A 14,718-nucleotide genomic window follows, 5' to 3' on the forward strand; every position below is an offset into this window, starting at 1 on the left:
AGGCATGGAGGCTCTCCGGCTGGTGCTGCGGTACGCGCACCTGATCGGGTTCGCGGTGCTGCTGGGCGGCGCGATCGCGCAGTACGTCTCGGGGCGGGTCCGCATCAACGCGCCCATACTGTGGGGCGCCGCGATCCAGGTCGTCACCGGTCTGGCGCTGGCGGCGCCGCTGCGTGGCGGCGGCGACAAGGAGCCCGACCCGGTCAAGCTGGCGGTCAAGGGCGTCGTCGCGCTGCTGATCTTCGTGATGGTGTTCTTCTCCCGGAAGCGGCCCGAGGTCAACAAGGGTCACTTCCTGGCCATCGTCGGTCTGACCCTGGCCAACGCCGCCGTTGCCACATTCTGGCACTAACCGGATAGTTCCGGCGCTGACCGGACAGTTCCGGGCACCGACCGGCGTCACCCGCACATCTTCCGGGGAATCGTGACCTCCACCGATAGGGGTGTCTCGACTCCCCGGAACCTGCGTGAACCTTGCGAGTGAATGCGCTCGGTGACCGTAAATTCTGCGGTTCGTGAGCGGTACCCACTCGACCTGTGACGGTTAGGGCACGTTGCCATCGAGGTCATGTCACAGGCCTATAACGTGACCAGGGTTCACGTGGTGTTTCGGCGTACGCTCCCGTCCGTTGAGTACACCGCGACGTGGCGGTGCAATCGGAAGGAGATCGTCTTGCGCCGAGCGCGTGGGATGAAGCTGCTCGCGACCGCCGGGGTGACGCTTGTCGCGCTCGGCATGGCTGCCTGCGGTGGTAAGAGCAACAACGACACTGGCAACGGCGACGGCGGTGCCAAGAAGACCGTCAAGGTCGGCCTGGCATACGACATCGGTGGGCGTGGCGACAAGTCCTTCAACGACGCGGCCGCGGCCGGTCTGGAGAAGGCCAAGAAGGACCTCGACATCCAGACCCGGGAACTCGAGGCCAACAAGGACGAGACCGAGAACGACAAGTACTCGCGGCTGAAGCTGCTGTGCGAGAGCGGCTACAACCCGGTCATCGCGGTCGGTTTCGCCTACGCCGGTGACCCGACCAGCGGTCCGATCGCGCGCGCCGCGAAGGACTGCAAGGACACCAAGTTCGCGATCATCGACGACGCGAGCGTCAAGGCGCCGAACCTGGCCAACCTGACCTTCGCCGAGGAGCAGGGCTCCTTCCTCGTCGGCGCGGCCGCCGCGCTCAAGACCAAGACCGGTCAGATCGGCTTCATCGGTGGCTGCGAGGTCGACCTGATCAAGAAGTTCGAGGCCGGCTACGTGGCGGGCGCCAAGGCTGTCAAGTCCGACATCCAGGTCACGGCCAAGTACCTGTCGACCGTCGGCGACAAGTGCTCGGGCTTCAACGACCCGGCCAAGGGGCAGACCGCCGCCGAGGGCATGTACGACAACGGTGCCGACGTGGTCTACCAGGCCGCCGGTGGCTCGGGTACGGGCGTGTTCAAGGCCGCCAAGGGCAAGGGCAAGCTCGCGATCGGTGTCGACTCCGACCAGTACGAGACCGTCACCCCGGACCTCAAGGACGTCATCCTGACCTCCATGCTCAAGCGGGTCGACACGGCGGTGTACCAGTTCGTCAAGGACGAGGGCGCCGGCAAGTTCACCGCCGGTGAGACGGTCTTCGACCTCAAGGCCGACGGCGTCGGGTACTCGGTCAGCGGCGGCAAGATCGACGACATCAAGACCAAGCTCGACGAGTACAAGCAGCAGATCATCGACGGCAAGATCACCGTACCGTCGAAGCCGACCAACGGCTGATCCATCGGTAACGACTGACCGTGGCGGGGTCCGGACCGGGCCCCGCCACCGTCATGGCGCACGACGCCGCGCATCCGCGCCAGACCCTGGGAGGAAGGGATTCGATGAGCACCGACGTGGCACCCGCGGCGCCCCCCGCGGGGGCGGGCGAGCCGCCCGCGGTGCAACTGCGGGGGATCACCAAACGGTTCCCCGGTGTCGTGGCCAACCACGACATCGACCTGTCCGTACGCCGTGGCAGCATCCACGCCATCGTGGGTGAGAACGGCGCCGGCAAGTCGACCCTGATGAAGACGCTCTACGGGATGCACCGTCCGGACTCCGGCGAGATCCTCATCGACGGCGAGCGGGTCGTCTTCGGATCTCCCCAGCAGGCCATCAAGGCCGGCATCGGCATGGTGCACCAGCACTTCATGCTCGCCGACAACTTCACCGTGCTGGAGAACATCGTCCTCGGCGCCGAGAAGCTGCACGGCATCGGCGACGCCGCCGCGCGCCGGATCCGCGAGATCTCCGGCCAGTACGGCCTCGGCGTCGACCCGGAAGCGCTGGTGGAGAACCTCGGCGTCGGCGACCGGCAGCGCGTCGAGATCCTCAAGGTGCTCTACCGGGGCGCGCGGGTGCTCATCCTGGACGAGCCCACCGCGGTCCTCGTGCCGCAGGAGGTCGACGCGCTCTTCGACAACCTGCGCCAGCTCACCCGCGAGGGCCTCACCATCATCTTCATCTCGCACAAGCTGCACGAGGTGCTCGCCGTCGCCGACGCGATCACGGTGATCCGCCGCGGCACGACGGTCGCCTCGGTCGACCCGCGCGAGGTCACCTCCCGGCAGCTCGCGACGCTGATGGTCGGCAGCGAGCTGCCCAGCCCGGAGGCGCGCGAGTCCACCGTGACCTCCGACCAGGCGCTGTCGGTCATCGATCTGTCGGTGCACACTCCGGACGGGCGTCCGCTGGTGGACGGCGTCAGCTTCACGATCCACCGGGGCGAGGTCGTCGGCATCGCCGGGGTCGAGGGCAACGGCCAGGCGGAGCTGATCGAGGCGATCATGGGCATGCGGCCGGCCACCGGCCAGGTCCGGCTCGACGGCGCCGACATCAGCGACTGGAGCACCCGGGCCCGCCGCGAGGCCGGCCTGGGCCACGTCCCGGAGGACCGGCACCGGCAGGGGCTGCTGCTGGAGGCGCCGCTGTGGGAGAACCGGATCCTCGGCCACCAGACCGAACAGCCGAACGCGCGCGGTCCGCTGCTCGACATCCGCGGCGCCCGCCGGGACACCGCGCGGATCGTGGCCGACTACGACGTGCGTACGCCCGGCATCGACGTGCCCGTCGGGGCGCTGTCCGGCGGCAACCAGCAGAAGCTCATCGTCGGCCGGGAGATGAGCCACACGCCCAAGGTGCTGCTCGCCGCGCACCCCACCCGCGGGGTGGACGTGGGCGCGCAGGCGGCGATCTGGGAGCACATCAAGCGGGCCCGCCGGGAGGGGATGGGCGTGCTGCTCATCTCGGCCGACCTCGACGAGCTGATCGGCCTGTCCGACTCGCTCAAGGTGATCTTCCGGGGCCGCTTCGTGGCCGAGGCCGACCCGGCCACCGTCACCCCGGAACAGCTCGGCCTGGCCATGACCGGCGCGGGCGAGGAGACCTCATGAGTGGTACATCGCAAGCGGTGACGCCGGGGCGGGCCTGGGCCGCCCGGCTGGACCGGCGGCAACTGCTGCCCAAGGTGCTCGCGCCCGTGGGTGCGCTGCTGCTCGCCGCCCTGATCTCGTCGATCGCGCTGGCGGTCAGCAACCAGGACCCGGGGACGGCGTTCAGCGCCATGTTCGAGTACGGCTCCCGGCCGGACTCGATCGTCGACATTCTCAACAAGTCCGTCGACTTCTACATCGCCGCCATCGCGGTCGCCATCGGCTTCCGGATGAACCTGTTCAACATCGGCGTCGACGGCCAGTACCGGCTGGCGAGCCTGCTCGCGGCCTCGCTCGGCGCGGCGCCGTTCCTGGACTGGGCGCCCGGCATCCTGCGGATCCTGCTGATCATCGTGGTCGCGATGGCCGTCGGTGCCTTCTGGGCCGGGGTCGCCGCGCTGCTGAAGGTCACCCGGGGCGTCAGCGAGGTCATCTCGACGATCATGCTGAACTTCATCGGCGGCCAGATCGTCGCGTACCTGTTGACCACCAACCGGCTGGGCGTGCAGGCCAAGGGCAGCAACGACGTCGCCACCCCGACGTTGCCGTCGGACTCCTGGGTGTCCGGGATCCCGCTGGTTCCCGGCGCCGACAGCAAGGTCAACGGCTTCATCGTGGTGGCCGTTCTGGTCGGGCTCGGGTACTGGTTCGTGCTCGGCCGCACCCGCTTCGGTTTCGACCTGCGCGCCAGCGGCCAGAGCCCGACCGCGGCCGTGGCCAGCGGCGTGAACGCCCGGCGCATGGTGCTGTACGCGATGCTGCTGTCCGGCGCGGTCGCCGGCCTCGTCGGCATGTCGCAACTGCTGGGTGAGCGCCATGCGCACACCACCTCGGTCGGCGGGCTCGGCTTCACCGCCATCGGGATCGCGCTGCTCGGCCGCAACTCGCCGGTCGGGATCGCGCTCGCCTCCCTGTTGTGGGCCTTCCTCAACACCTCGTCGCAGATCCTCGACATCGAGGAGATCCCGAAGGAGATCGTGACGATCATGCAGGGCACGACCGTACTGGCGGTCGTCGTGGCCTACGAGCTGGCCAACCGGCTCAGCCAGCGGGCGCAGCAGCGCCGGGTCGGCGCCGTGGTCGCCGAGCCCGGCCCGACGCCGTCGGCGAACAAGAGCGAGGTGTCCGCATGACCACGGATGCCGTCCTGACCTCGACCCCGGCCGCCCCGGCGGCGCCGTCGCCGCGCGGCAGCCGGTTCAGCCTGCCGGTCCTGCTGCTGGTGATCGCCGGCGGCCTCGTCGCGCTCGCCGCGGTCCGGACCGTCACCGGCGCCAACGACCTCACCTCCAGCGGCGCGATCCGCGCGGCGCTGCAGTCGGCCGTACCGATCGGCCTCGCCGGCCTGGGCGGCCTGTGGGCCGAGCGGGCCGGTGTGGTGAACATCGGCCTGGAGGGCCAGCTGATCTTCGGTACCTGGTTCGGCGCGTGGGCCGGGTACCACTGGGGACCGTGGGTCGGCGTGCTGGCCGCGATCGCCGGCGGCGCCCTCGGCGGCCTGCTGCACGCGCTGGCCACGGTCACCTTCGGCGTCGACCACATCATCTCCGGTGTGGCCATCACGATCCTCGCCGAAGGCGTCGCCCGGTTCCTGTCGCAGCTGGCCTTCAAGGGTCTGCCCGGCGGCGGCGTGACCCAGTCGCCGACCGTACCCGAGCTGCCGCGCTGGAGCGTGCCGGGCGTGCCTGCGCTCGACGGTCTCGAGCGCAGGCACTGGTTCCTGGTCAGCGACGTCGCCGGGATCCTGCGCGGCGCCCTGACCGAGGTGTCGGCGCTGACCATCCTCGCCGTGCTGCTGGTGCCGGTCTCGTTCTGGGTGCTGTGGCGCACGCCGTTCGGCCTGCGGCTGCGGTCGGTCGGCGAGAACCCCAAGGCGGCGGAGTCGCTGGGCGTCAACGTCTACCGGTACAAGTACTACGGTGTCGTGGTCTCCGGTGCGCTGGCCGGCCTGGGCGGCGCGTTCCTGTCGATGGTCGCCTCCAGCATCTACCGCCAGGGGCAGACCGGCGGCCGTGGCTTCATCGGCCTGGCCGCGATGATCTTCGGTAACTGGCGGCCCGGCGGACTGGCCGGCGGCGCGCTGCTGTTCGGGTACACCGACGCGCTGCAACTGCGCGGGGGCAGCACGTCGGTGCACGCGCTGCTGCTGTTCCTGGCGCTGATGCTGCTGGCGTTCGGCGTGTGGCGGCTGGTACGCCGGCAGGTCGTGATGGGCGGCGTCGCGGTCGCCGCAGGCCTGCTGACCGGCCTGTGGTACGCCACGACCGATAGCATCCCGGGCGAGTTCGTGCAGGCCGCCCCGCACATCACCACACTGGTCGTACTGGCGCTGGCCTCGCAGCGGCTGCGGATGCCGGCCGCCGACGGGCAGCGGTACCGCCGAGGCGGCTGACGAGTGGAGGACACCAACGTGGACGTGGACTGGGCTGCGCTGCGCGAGGCGGCGGTCGGGGCGATGCACCGGGCGTACGCGCCGTACTCCCGGTTTCCGGTCGGTGTAGCCGGCCTGGTCGACGACGGCCGGGTGATCACCGGCTGCAACGTGGAGAACGCCTCGTACGGCGTGGGCCTGTGCGCCGAGTGCGGCCTGGTCTCGGCTCTGCACGCGACCGGTGGCGGCCGGCTGATGGCGATCTCCTGTGTGGACGCGCAGGGCACCCCGCTGATGCCCTGCGGGCGCTGCCGGCAACTGCTGTGGGAGCACGGCGGCCCGCGCTGCCTGGTGGAGACGGCCACCGGCCCGGTACCGATGACGGAGCTGCTGCCGTACGCGTTCGACGCCGGCGACCTGGGCCGCTCGCCGGAGCGCGCGGAGCCGGCGCCGGAGGCCGTGCCGAACGCGCTGCTGGAGTACGTGGGCCACGGGGCGGTGTTCGTGCACCGTGACGTCGCCGGTGGACAGCCGGTGTGGACGGCGTACTGGGAGCGCGCGGCGCACGCCGACGAGGCGTCCGGGATCCTCCAGGAGGCACCGACCTGGCCGGACGCGGCCTCGGCGGTGGCCTGGGGGAGGACCCGCACCTCCCGCGTGGTCGTGGTCGAGGCGGACGGCACGCTCAGCTGGGCCGGTGTGGGTGTACCCCCCGCCGAGGTTTCCCGCGAGTGGCGCCCGTAAATCTGCGTGATCACGGAGACTTTTCCGTGCCGGGACACGGAGAAGTCTCCGTGATCATGAGGAGATGTGCATGAGTGAAGCGTTCGCGGCCGTCGACGTGATCAGGGCCAAGCGCGACGGCGGCGTGCTGTCCGACGCGCAGATCGACTGGGTGGTCGACGCGTACACCCGGGGTACGGTCGCCGACGAGCAGATGTCGGCGCTGGCCATGGCGATCCTGCTGCGCGGCATGACGCCGGCCGAGATCGCGCGGTGGACCGCCGCGATGATCGCCAGCGGGGAGCGGCTCGACCTGGCGGGCGTCGGTCGCCCCACGGTGGACAAGCACTCCACCGGCGGCGTCGGCGACAAGATCACACTGCCGCTCACCCCGCTGGTGGCGGCGTGCGGCGCGGCCGTGCCGCAGCTGTCCGGGCGGGGGCTCGGCCACACCGGCGGCACGCTGGACAAGCTGGAGGCCATCCCGGGCTTCCGGACCAGGCTGTCCAATGAGGAGTTCGTCGGGCAGTTGCGGACCGTCGGCGCGGCCATCTGCGCCGCCGGGGAGGGGCTCGCCCCCGCCGACCGCAAGCTGTACGCGCTGCGCGACGTGACCGGCACCGTCGAGGCGATCCCGCTGATCGCCAGCTCCATCATGAGCAAGAAGATCGCCGAGGGTACCTCCGCGCTCGTCCTCGACGTGAAGGTCGGCACCGGTGCGTTCATGAAGCGCGCCGACGACGCCCGCGAGCTGGCCCGGACCATGGTCGAGCTGGGCAAGGCCCACGACGTGACCACCGTCGCGCTGCTCACCGACATGGACACGCCGCTCGGGTACGCGATCGGCAACGGCATCGAGGTCGCCGAGTCGGTCGACGTCCTGGCCGGCGGAGGGCCGGCCGACGTGGTCGAGTTGACCCTCGCGCTGGCCCGGGAGATGCTCGGCGCCGCCGGCCTGCCCGACGCCGACCCGGCCGCCGCGCTCGCCGACGGGCGGGCGATGGACTCCTGGCGGGCGCTGGTGCGCGCGCAGGGCGGCGACCCGGACGCGGCGCTGCCGAAGGCGGCCGAGAGCGAGTACGTCCGGGCCGACCGGGACGGGTACGTGACCGGGATGGACGCGTTCGCGCTCGGGGTGGCCGCCTGGCGGCTCGGCGCCGGCCGGGCCCGCAAGGAGGACCCGGTGAGCGCCGCCGCCGGGATCCTGCTGCACGCCAGGCCCGGTGACCCGGTGCGGCGCGGGGACGTCCTGTACGAGCTGCGTACCGACGACGCGGGCCGCATCCCCGCGGCGCTCGCGGCCGCCGACGGCGCCGTCGGCGTCGCCGACGCCCCGCCCGCCGCCCGGCCCCTGGTTCTGGAGAGGATCGCGTAATGGCGGAACTGGTCGGGAAGGCGACCCGGGTGCCGGTGCCCGGGGGAAAGATCATTGACGAGTACGTCGGCCGGGTCAACACCGGCGACGAGGCGGTGTCGATCGCGCACATGGTCGCGCCGGCCGGGTGGACCGAGCCGTTCCAGACACCGGAGTTCGACGAGTACACGCTGGTGCTGCGCGGCCGGGTCACGGTGGAGACCCCGGACGGGGTCCTGGCGGTCGGCGCCGGGCAGGCCGTGGTGACCCGGGCGGGGGAGCGCATCCGGTACGCGACCCCGGCCGACTCCGGCGCCGAGTACGTCGCGGTCTGCCTGCCGGCGTTCGGTCCGGACCTGGCCCGCCGGGACCCGGAGTAGCCGCTGTCGGCTACGCCGGCCGCGGCTGCCGGCGCGGGGTCCAGCGGGTCACGTCGACCGCCGCCGTGACCGTCACCGGCTCCGGCAGCCCACCCAGCGCCGCGGTGAGCCGGTCGGCGTCGGTGTGCCAGGCGCTGGGCCCCATCGCGACCGCCGTCCGCGCCTGCGCCCGGGACAGTTCCAGCGGCCACTCGTAGCGCCGTTCGTCGTCCTTGACGAACCACGGCTCCAGGGAGGCGGCCAGCCGCTGCGACTTGGCCGGGTCGACCCGTACCAGATCCAGCGTGTCGACCAGGGCGCCCAGGTGCGCCGGTGCGGGTGTGACCACGACCAGCACGCCGCCGGGGGTCAGGATCCGGTGGAACTCGGGTCCGGAGCGGGGCGCGAACACGTCGAGGACGGCGTCGGCCGCCCCGTCGGCCAGGGGCAGACCGCGCCAGGCGTCCGCGCGGACCGCCGCCAGCCGTGGGTGGGCGCGGGCCGCGCGGCGCAGCGCCGGCTTGGAGACGTCCACCGCCACGCCCAGGTCGCCCGGTCGGGCCTCCAGCAGCGCCGCCAGGTGCTGGCCGGTGCCGGCGCCGACGTCGACGACCAGGCCCGGCGGCCGGTCGCCCAGCGCCACCACGAGCGCGTCGGTCAGTACCCGGAAGTGCCCGGCGCCCAGCAACTCCTGCCGCGCGGCGACCATCTCGGCGGTGTCGCCCGGGTGGGTCAGCCGCCCCGCGCTCAGGTCGACGTACCCCTGTCGGGCGAGGTCGAAGGTGTGCCCGTCGGCGCAGCGCAGGGCACCCGGCGCGGGCACCAGCGCGGCGGAGCAGACGGGGCAGCGCAGGTGATCCACGATGTCGGCGCGCACCCGACCATCATGGCCGTAGGGTCGAGGGATGCCTGCACCAACCTATGAAGAGATCCGGCGGGCGCCGAAGGTGCTGCTCCACGACCACCTTGACGGCGGCCTGCGTCCGGCCACGATCGTCGAACTGGCCGACGCGGTCGGACACCCGCTGCCCAGCACCGACGCCGGGGAGCTGGGGGACTGGTTCGCCCGCGCGGCCGACTCCGGGTCGCTGGAGCGTTACCTGGAGACGTTCGCCCACACCGTCGCGGTCACCCAGACCGCCGAGGCGCTGCACCGGGTCGCCGCCGAGTGCGCGCTCGACCTGGCCGCGGACGGCGTCGTGTACGCGGAGGTACGGTTCGCGCCGGAGCAGCACCTGGAGCGGGACCTCACGCTGCCGGAGGTGGTGGAGGCGGTCCTCGCCGGGTTCGCCGACGGGGCCCGGCAGGCGGCCGTGGCGGGTACGCCCATCCGGGTGGGCACCCTGCTCACCGCGATGCGCCACGCGGCCCGGTCGATGGAGATCGCCGAGCTGGCGGTGCGGTACCGCGACAGCGGCGTGGTCGGGTTCGACATCGCCGGCGCCGAGGCGGGGTACCCGCCCACCCGGCACCTGGACGCGTTCGAGTACCTGCAGCGCGAGAACTTCCACTTCACCATCCACGCCGGTGAGGCGTTCGGGCTGCCGTCCATCTGGCAGGCCATCCAGTGGTGCGGCGCCGACCGGCTGGGCCACGGCGTGCGTATCGTCGACGACATCGACCGCGAGTCCGGCAAGCTGGGCCGGCTGGCCGCGTACGTGCGGGACAAGCGGATCCCGCTGGAGCTGTGCCCGTCGTCGAACGTGCAGACGGGGGCCGCGGCGTCGATCGCCGAGCACCCCATCGGCCTGCTGCGGGACCTGCGGTTCCGGGTCACGGTCAACACCGACAACCGGCTGATGAGCCGGACCGGCATGACCCGGGAGATGGCGCTGCTGGTGGAGGCGTTCGGCTACGGCTGGGCGGAGCTACAGTGGTTCACCGTCAACGCGATGAAGAGCGCCTTCGTTCCGTTCGACGAACGGCTCGTCCTGATCAACGAGGTGATCAAGCCGGCGTACGCCAAGCTGCTCGGCTGATCGTCCCCGGTACGGCTCGGCCGAGCGGCGCCGGGGGCGGCCCGAACGGCCGCGCCGGCGGGCACATCCGGCGGCGTACCGTGTGACCCGCCGATGGGCGGCGATCGGCCGTGGCCCGGCGTCCGTCCAGGTTATTCACACTGTTCGGCTTCGGCATAGACGCGCAAGACCACCCAAAAAACCCGCAAGTACGATACCGACATTTACGACTTTCTGTCCTTCTATAAGGGGTCCTGAGAAGTGATTTCGCTGCACAGGGGCCTCGTGCCGGCAACCCCCCACGGTGTCCGGGCCCACGCTGGGCTTTCTCTTTGCCAGCGGACATGGTGGAATCTCGGGGGTCTGGCCCGAATTCGGGTCGGCCGGTCACGGGTGCCTACTGTTCGTCAGGCACCGGTTCGGAGGGCGGTGAGGTGAGCAAACGGCCAACGACGGGAACCTCGAGGTTCTCGCGTCTGCACCTGCCCGTGGGCTGGCTGCGTAACGCGCCGATCTGGTCCAAGCTCGGACTCATCATGATCGTGCCCACCATCGCCACCGTCGTGGTCGGTGTGCTGGGCCTGGTGGACAACTACCGGCAGGCCAACGACGCCGACCAGGCCCGCCTGCTGGCCGGCCTGACGGCCGAGAGCGGCGCGCTGGTTCACGAACTGCAGAACGAGCGGGCGGCCTCCACGCTCCTGCTGGGCAGCCCGAACAACGAGACCCGGGCGGCGTTCGACCGTCAGGCGGGGCTCACCGATGAGGCGTACAAGAAGTACCGGCTGCGCCGCTCCGCGCTCGGCACCGTCCCCGCCGACTTCCGCGGCCAGCTCAACCGCATCGACACCCAGCTGTCCGACCTGCCCAAGCAGCGGGAGCAGATCCGCTCCAGCGGTCAGCCGAGCGGCACCGAGCCGACGACGCTGACCAACGCCATCTTCCGGTACCAGACCCTCATCGGTGACCTGGTGGCGGTCCGCGGCTCGGCCGCCCAGCTCACCAACGACCAGCACCTCGGCGCCGAGATGCGCGCCTCGGCCGCGCTGTCGCAGACCAAGGAGTACCTCGCCGAGGAGCGCGTGGTCGTGCTCCAGGCGCTGCTCCAGCGCTCGATGCCGACGCAGATGAAGACGCAGTTCATCGGCACCCTCAAGGGGCAGGACCTCGCGCTGCGCCAGTTCCAGGCGGTCGCCGAGCAGCCCCAGCGCACGCTCTACGACAAGACAGTGACCGGCGCCGACCGGCGCGAGGCGGAGAACTTCCAGAGCACCATCTCCAGCCTCGCCGGCGACGACCTGCCATCGGACATCTTCACGCCGCAGCAGTGGGACCGGGCGATGGTCGGCCGGGCCGACCAGGTCCGCAAGGTGGAGACCACGCTCGACGACCAGGCGATCCGCGACGCGTCGAACCTGCGCGACCAGTTGCAGCGGCGGATGGTCCTCCAGGTCGCCATGCTGCTCGGCCTGCTGATGCTGTCCATCATGTTCGCGTGGGGTGTCGCCCGGTCCATGGCCCGCTCGCTGCGCGAGCTGCGCCACGGCGCGCTCACCGTCGCCCAGTACGGCCTGCCTCAGGCGGTCGCCCGGCTGCGTGACCCGCAGCTGGCCAGCCAGGCGTCCCCGCAGCAGCTCGCCGCCCAGATCGCCGAGCCGCTGCCGGTGCGCAGCAACGACGAGTTCGGCCAGGTCGCCGAGGCGTTCAACGCGGTGCACCTGGAGGCGGTCCGGACCGCCGCCGAGCAGGCCGCTCTGCGCGCCAGCGTCGCGACGATGTTCGTCAACCTCGCCCGCCGCAGCCAGATCCTGGTCGACCGGTTGATCGGCCACCTCGACCGGCTGGAGCGCGGCGAGGAGGACCCCGACCGGCTCGCCGAGCTGTTCCAGCTCGACCACCTGGCGACCCGGATGCGCCGTAACGACGAGAACCTGCTGGTGCTCGCCGGCGCCGACTCCACCCGCATCCAGCGCGAGCCCGCGCCGCTGATGGACGTGCTGCGCGCGGCCCAGTCCGAGGTGGAGCACTACACCCGGATCGAGTTCGGGATGATCGACCGGGACATCGAGATCGCGGCCCAGTCGGTCAACGACATGGTCCACCTCATCGCCGAGCTGCTCGACAACGCGACCGCCTTCTCTCCGCCGGACTCGGCGGTGATGGTCGAGGCGCGCCGGGTCGGCGACCGGGCTGTCCTCCTGGTCGAGGACCGCGGGATCGGTATCTCCCCGGACCAGCTTCGGGAGCTCAACGATCGCCTTGCCAACCCGCCGATGGTGGACGTGGCCGTCTCCCGGATGATGGGTCTCGTCGTGGTCGCCCGGCTGGCCGCGCGGCACGGCGTCAAGATCGAGCTACGCCCGGCGCGTGAGCGCGGCACCGTCGCCGACCTCACGCTGCCGGCCAGCGTCCTCGTACCGCGGGCCCTCGCCGGCCGTGGCGCGCCGGTCGTCGGATCGCCGATCGCCGGTATCCGCGACGCGGCCACCACCGGCGTTGCCGAGCGGTCGCCGTTCGGATCCCCGCTGGCGCTCGAGAGCGCCCCGACCGCGGGTGCCGGTGTCCCGAGCGCGGGTGCCGGTGTCCCGACCCCGGGCGACGCGTCGCGGGAGCCGGTCACCGGTGGCTCCGGGTTCCCGGGCTTCGGTGCGGGCCCCTCCTGGGGTGGCACCGGATCGGGCTTCGGCGCGGAGCCGGTCGAGCCCGCGCCGACGCTCAACGGTTCCGCCGGCGGCCCGACCGCCGGTCAGTCCGGGCCGACCACGTCGCGTCTGTTCAGTGAGGGTGGAGCCGGCCTGTTCGGCGGTTCCCGCCCGACCAGCGGCGCCCCCGTGGGCGGTGAGGGTGGAGCCGGCCTGTTCGGCAACTCCCACCCGACCAGCGGCGCCCCCGTCGGCGGTGAACCCGGTACACCTCCGGCGGTGCCCGGACGTGGACAGCCGCCCGCGTGGAGCGACCTCATCGGCACCACCGGGGCCAACGGCACCGTTCCGGACGTCACCGGCACCAACGGCAGCGAGTTCCCGCCACCGGTCCGGCCACAGGACGGCGAGCCCTTGCCACAGCGGCGGCCGACCGATTCGCCCGCGCCGGCGGAGGACACCGCTGACGGTCCGGCCATCCCGCGGCAGCGGCCGGTGCAGCCCGGCCCGGAGGGCGTCGACGACGCCGTACCGTCCGCCGACACCCCGGTCACGCCCGACGAGCCCCTCGCCGTCCGGGTCCCACATCCGGTCGACGAGCCGGTCATTCCCAGGCCGGTTGCCGCGCCGGCCGCGCCGCCCGCGTGGCCGCCGGTGCCCCATCCGGTCGAGCCCGAGGTCACGGCGGAACCACCGGCGGTGCCGTCAGCGTTCGCCGCCGCGCTCGACATGACGGCGGAGATGCCGCGGGTCCGCGTCGACTGGGGGCAGACCACCGACCACGCTTCGTCCACCGCTGGTGGCGGCGTCGACCAGCGCTTCGCGGACGAGACGATGGAACTGCCGATCTTCCGCGAGTTGGAGTCGGCCTGGTTCCGCAAGCCGGCCCCCGCGGCACCGACCAACGGCGCTTCGGCGAACCCGCCGCAGCCCCGCGAGTCGATGCCCGCGCCGGTGGCTGCCCCGGATCACGTCATCAACCCGGCCCCCGAGGCGGCTCCGGCCGCGCCCGGCGGACCGGAGGCCGTGGCCGAACCGCCGGCCGCCGTGGTGCCTGTCACACCGGCCGCCGAGGCGGCGCAGCGGCCGATGCCCGTGGTCGAGGAGACCTGGCGCAGCGCGGCGGACGATGGATGGCAGGCGGCGAAGGCGCTGGAGGAGCCGCAGGAGTTCACGACCACCGCGACCGGGCTGCCCAAGCGGGTACCCATGTCCCAACTTGTACCCGGTGGGGTCGAAAAGGGTACTGTCAGCGCGCACAAGCGCACGCCGGAGGCGGTGCGTGGTCTGCTGTCGGCGTACCACCGTGGCGTCCAGCGCGGCCGGGGCACCAATTCCGGCGAAGCGAAGACCCCGGAGCACACCACGGCCGGACCACAAAGTTCGCAAGGTGGCAAGGAGCAAGAGGCATGACGACAACGCAGGATCTCAGTTGGCTGCTCGCCAACTTCGCCGACCGTGTACCCGGTGTGGCACACGCGGTCGCCGTTTCCGCCGACGGATTGCTTCTGGCCGGGTCCCGCGACCTACCGAGGGACCGCGCCGACCAGCTCGCCGCGATCGCCTCCGGTCTGGTGAGCCTGACGCTGGGGGCGGCCCGCTGCTTCGAGGGCGGTGCCGTGCTGCAGACCGTGGTGGAGATGGACAACGGGTTCCTCTTCCTCATGTCGATCTCCGACGGCTCGTCCTTCGCGGTACTCGCCGCCCGCGCCTGTGACGTGGGCCAGGTGGGCTACGAGATGGCGCTGCTGGTCGACCGGGTCGGTGACGCGCTCACCCCGGCACCACGGGCCGCCGCGGGCCTGCTGGGCTGATCGGCTGTTGCCGCGATCAGTCGCACGTGTTGTGATACCTGGCCGAGGAG

12 protein-coding genes are annotated in these 14,718 nt (G+C 71.8%); 11 read left to right on the forward strand and 1 reads right to left on the reverse strand.

Features of this window, described 5'->3' with window-relative positions:
* The first annotated feature begins 4 nt into the window (after positions 1-4).
* The 8 genes from ACNTMW_RS15765 to ACNTMW_RS15800 all read left to right on the forward strand — a co-directional run bounded on the left by ACNTMW_RS15765 (position 5) and on the right by ACNTMW_RS15800 (position 8,275).
* On the forward strand, positions 5-352 hold the full coding sequence (locus tag ACNTMW_RS15765) for a hypothetical protein (RefSeq protein ID WP_426634322.1): 348 nt from the start codon (positions 5-7) through the stop codon (positions 350-352).
* Positions 353-673: 321 nt separating this feature from the next.
* A complete protein-coding gene (locus ACNTMW_RS15770; RefSeq protein WP_426634323.1) occupies positions 674-1,753 on the forward strand; it encodes a BMP family lipoprotein in 1,080 nt (359 codons plus the stop codon).
* A 104-nt stretch (positions 1,754-1,857) separates the two neighbouring features.
* Positions 1,858-3,408: an ABC transporter ATP-binding protein gene (locus tag ACNTMW_RS15775; protein WP_426634324.1), complete on the forward strand. Its 1,551-nt coding sequence runs from the start codon at positions 1,858-1,860 to the stop codon at positions 3,406-3,408.
* Positions 3,405-4,580, forward strand: a complete 1,176-nt coding sequence (locus ACNTMW_RS15780) for an ABC transporter permease (RefSeq protein ID WP_426634325.1) — start codon at positions 3,405-3,407, stop codon at positions 4,578-4,580. Before ACNTMW_RS15775 ends, ACNTMW_RS15780 begins: the two co-directional genes overlap by 4 nt.
* The gene (locus ACNTMW_RS15785; protein WP_426634326.1) at positions 4,577-5,839 is read left to right on the forward strand and encodes an ABC transporter permease; all 1,263 of its coding nucleotides are present in this window, start codon (positions 4,577-4,579) and stop codon (positions 5,837-5,839) included. The genes ACNTMW_RS15780 and ACNTMW_RS15785 overlap by 4 nt, the downstream gene beginning before the upstream one ends.
* Positions 5,840-5,857: 18 nt before the next feature.
* The gene (locus tag ACNTMW_RS15790; RefSeq protein ID WP_426634455.1) at positions 5,858-6,562 is read left to right on the forward strand and encodes a cytidine deaminase; all 705 of its coding nucleotides are present in this window, start codon (positions 5,858-5,860) and stop codon (positions 6,560-6,562) included.
* Positions 6,563-6,632: 70 nt separating this feature from the next.
* Complete coding sequence (locus tag ACNTMW_RS15795; RefSeq protein ID WP_426634327.1) at positions 6,633-7,916, forward strand: thymidine phosphorylase; 1,284 nt, start codon at positions 6,633-6,635, stop codon at positions 7,914-7,916.
* A complete protein-coding gene (locus ACNTMW_RS15800) occupies positions 7,916-8,275 on the forward strand; it encodes a cupin domain-containing protein (protein ID WP_426634328.1) in 360 nt (119 codons plus the stop codon). The genes ACNTMW_RS15795 and ACNTMW_RS15800 overlap by 1 nt, the downstream gene beginning before the upstream one ends.
* A gap of 10 nt (positions 8,276-8,285) precedes the next feature.
* Here ACNTMW_RS15800 and ACNTMW_RS15805 read toward each other — a convergent pair whose 3' ends face one another.
* Positions 8,286-9,131 (reverse strand): putative RNA methyltransferase, encoded by an 846-nt coding sequence (locus ACNTMW_RS15805; protein WP_426634329.1) that lies wholly within the window; start codon positions 9,129-9,131, stop codon positions 8,286-8,288.
* Positions 9,132-9,159: 28 nt separating this feature from the next.
* Here ACNTMW_RS15805 and ACNTMW_RS15810 point away from each other — a divergent pair, with 28 nt between their 5' ends.
* The 3 genes from ACNTMW_RS15810 to ACNTMW_RS15820 all read left to right on the forward strand — a co-directional run bounded on the left by ACNTMW_RS15810 (position 9,160) and on the right by ACNTMW_RS15820 (position 14,668).
* Positions 9,160-10,233 carry an adenosine deaminase gene (locus ACNTMW_RS15810; protein ID WP_426634330.1) on the forward strand — a complete coding sequence of 358 codons (1,074 nt, stop codon included), beginning with the start codon at positions 9,160-9,162 and terminating at the stop codon, positions 10,231-10,233.
* 413 nt (positions 10,234-10,646) lie between these two features.
* A complete protein-coding gene (locus tag ACNTMW_RS15815; RefSeq protein ID WP_426634331.1) occupies positions 10,647-14,267 on the forward strand; it encodes a sensor histidine kinase in 3,621 nt (1,206 codons plus the stop codon).
* On the forward strand, positions 14,264-14,668 hold the full coding sequence (locus ACNTMW_RS15820; protein ID WP_426634332.1) for a roadblock/LC7 domain-containing protein: 405 nt from the start codon (positions 14,264-14,266) through the stop codon (positions 14,666-14,668). Before ACNTMW_RS15815 ends, ACNTMW_RS15820 begins: the two co-directional genes overlap by 4 nt.
* Positions 14,669-14,718 lie beyond the last annotated feature (50 nt).

It is taken from the genome of Planosporangium spinosum, from assembly GCF_049999945.1.
In the GTDB taxonomy this organism is placed as follows: Bacteria; Actinomycetota; Actinomycetes; order Mycobacteriales; family Micromonosporaceae; genus Planosporangium; species Planosporangium spinosum.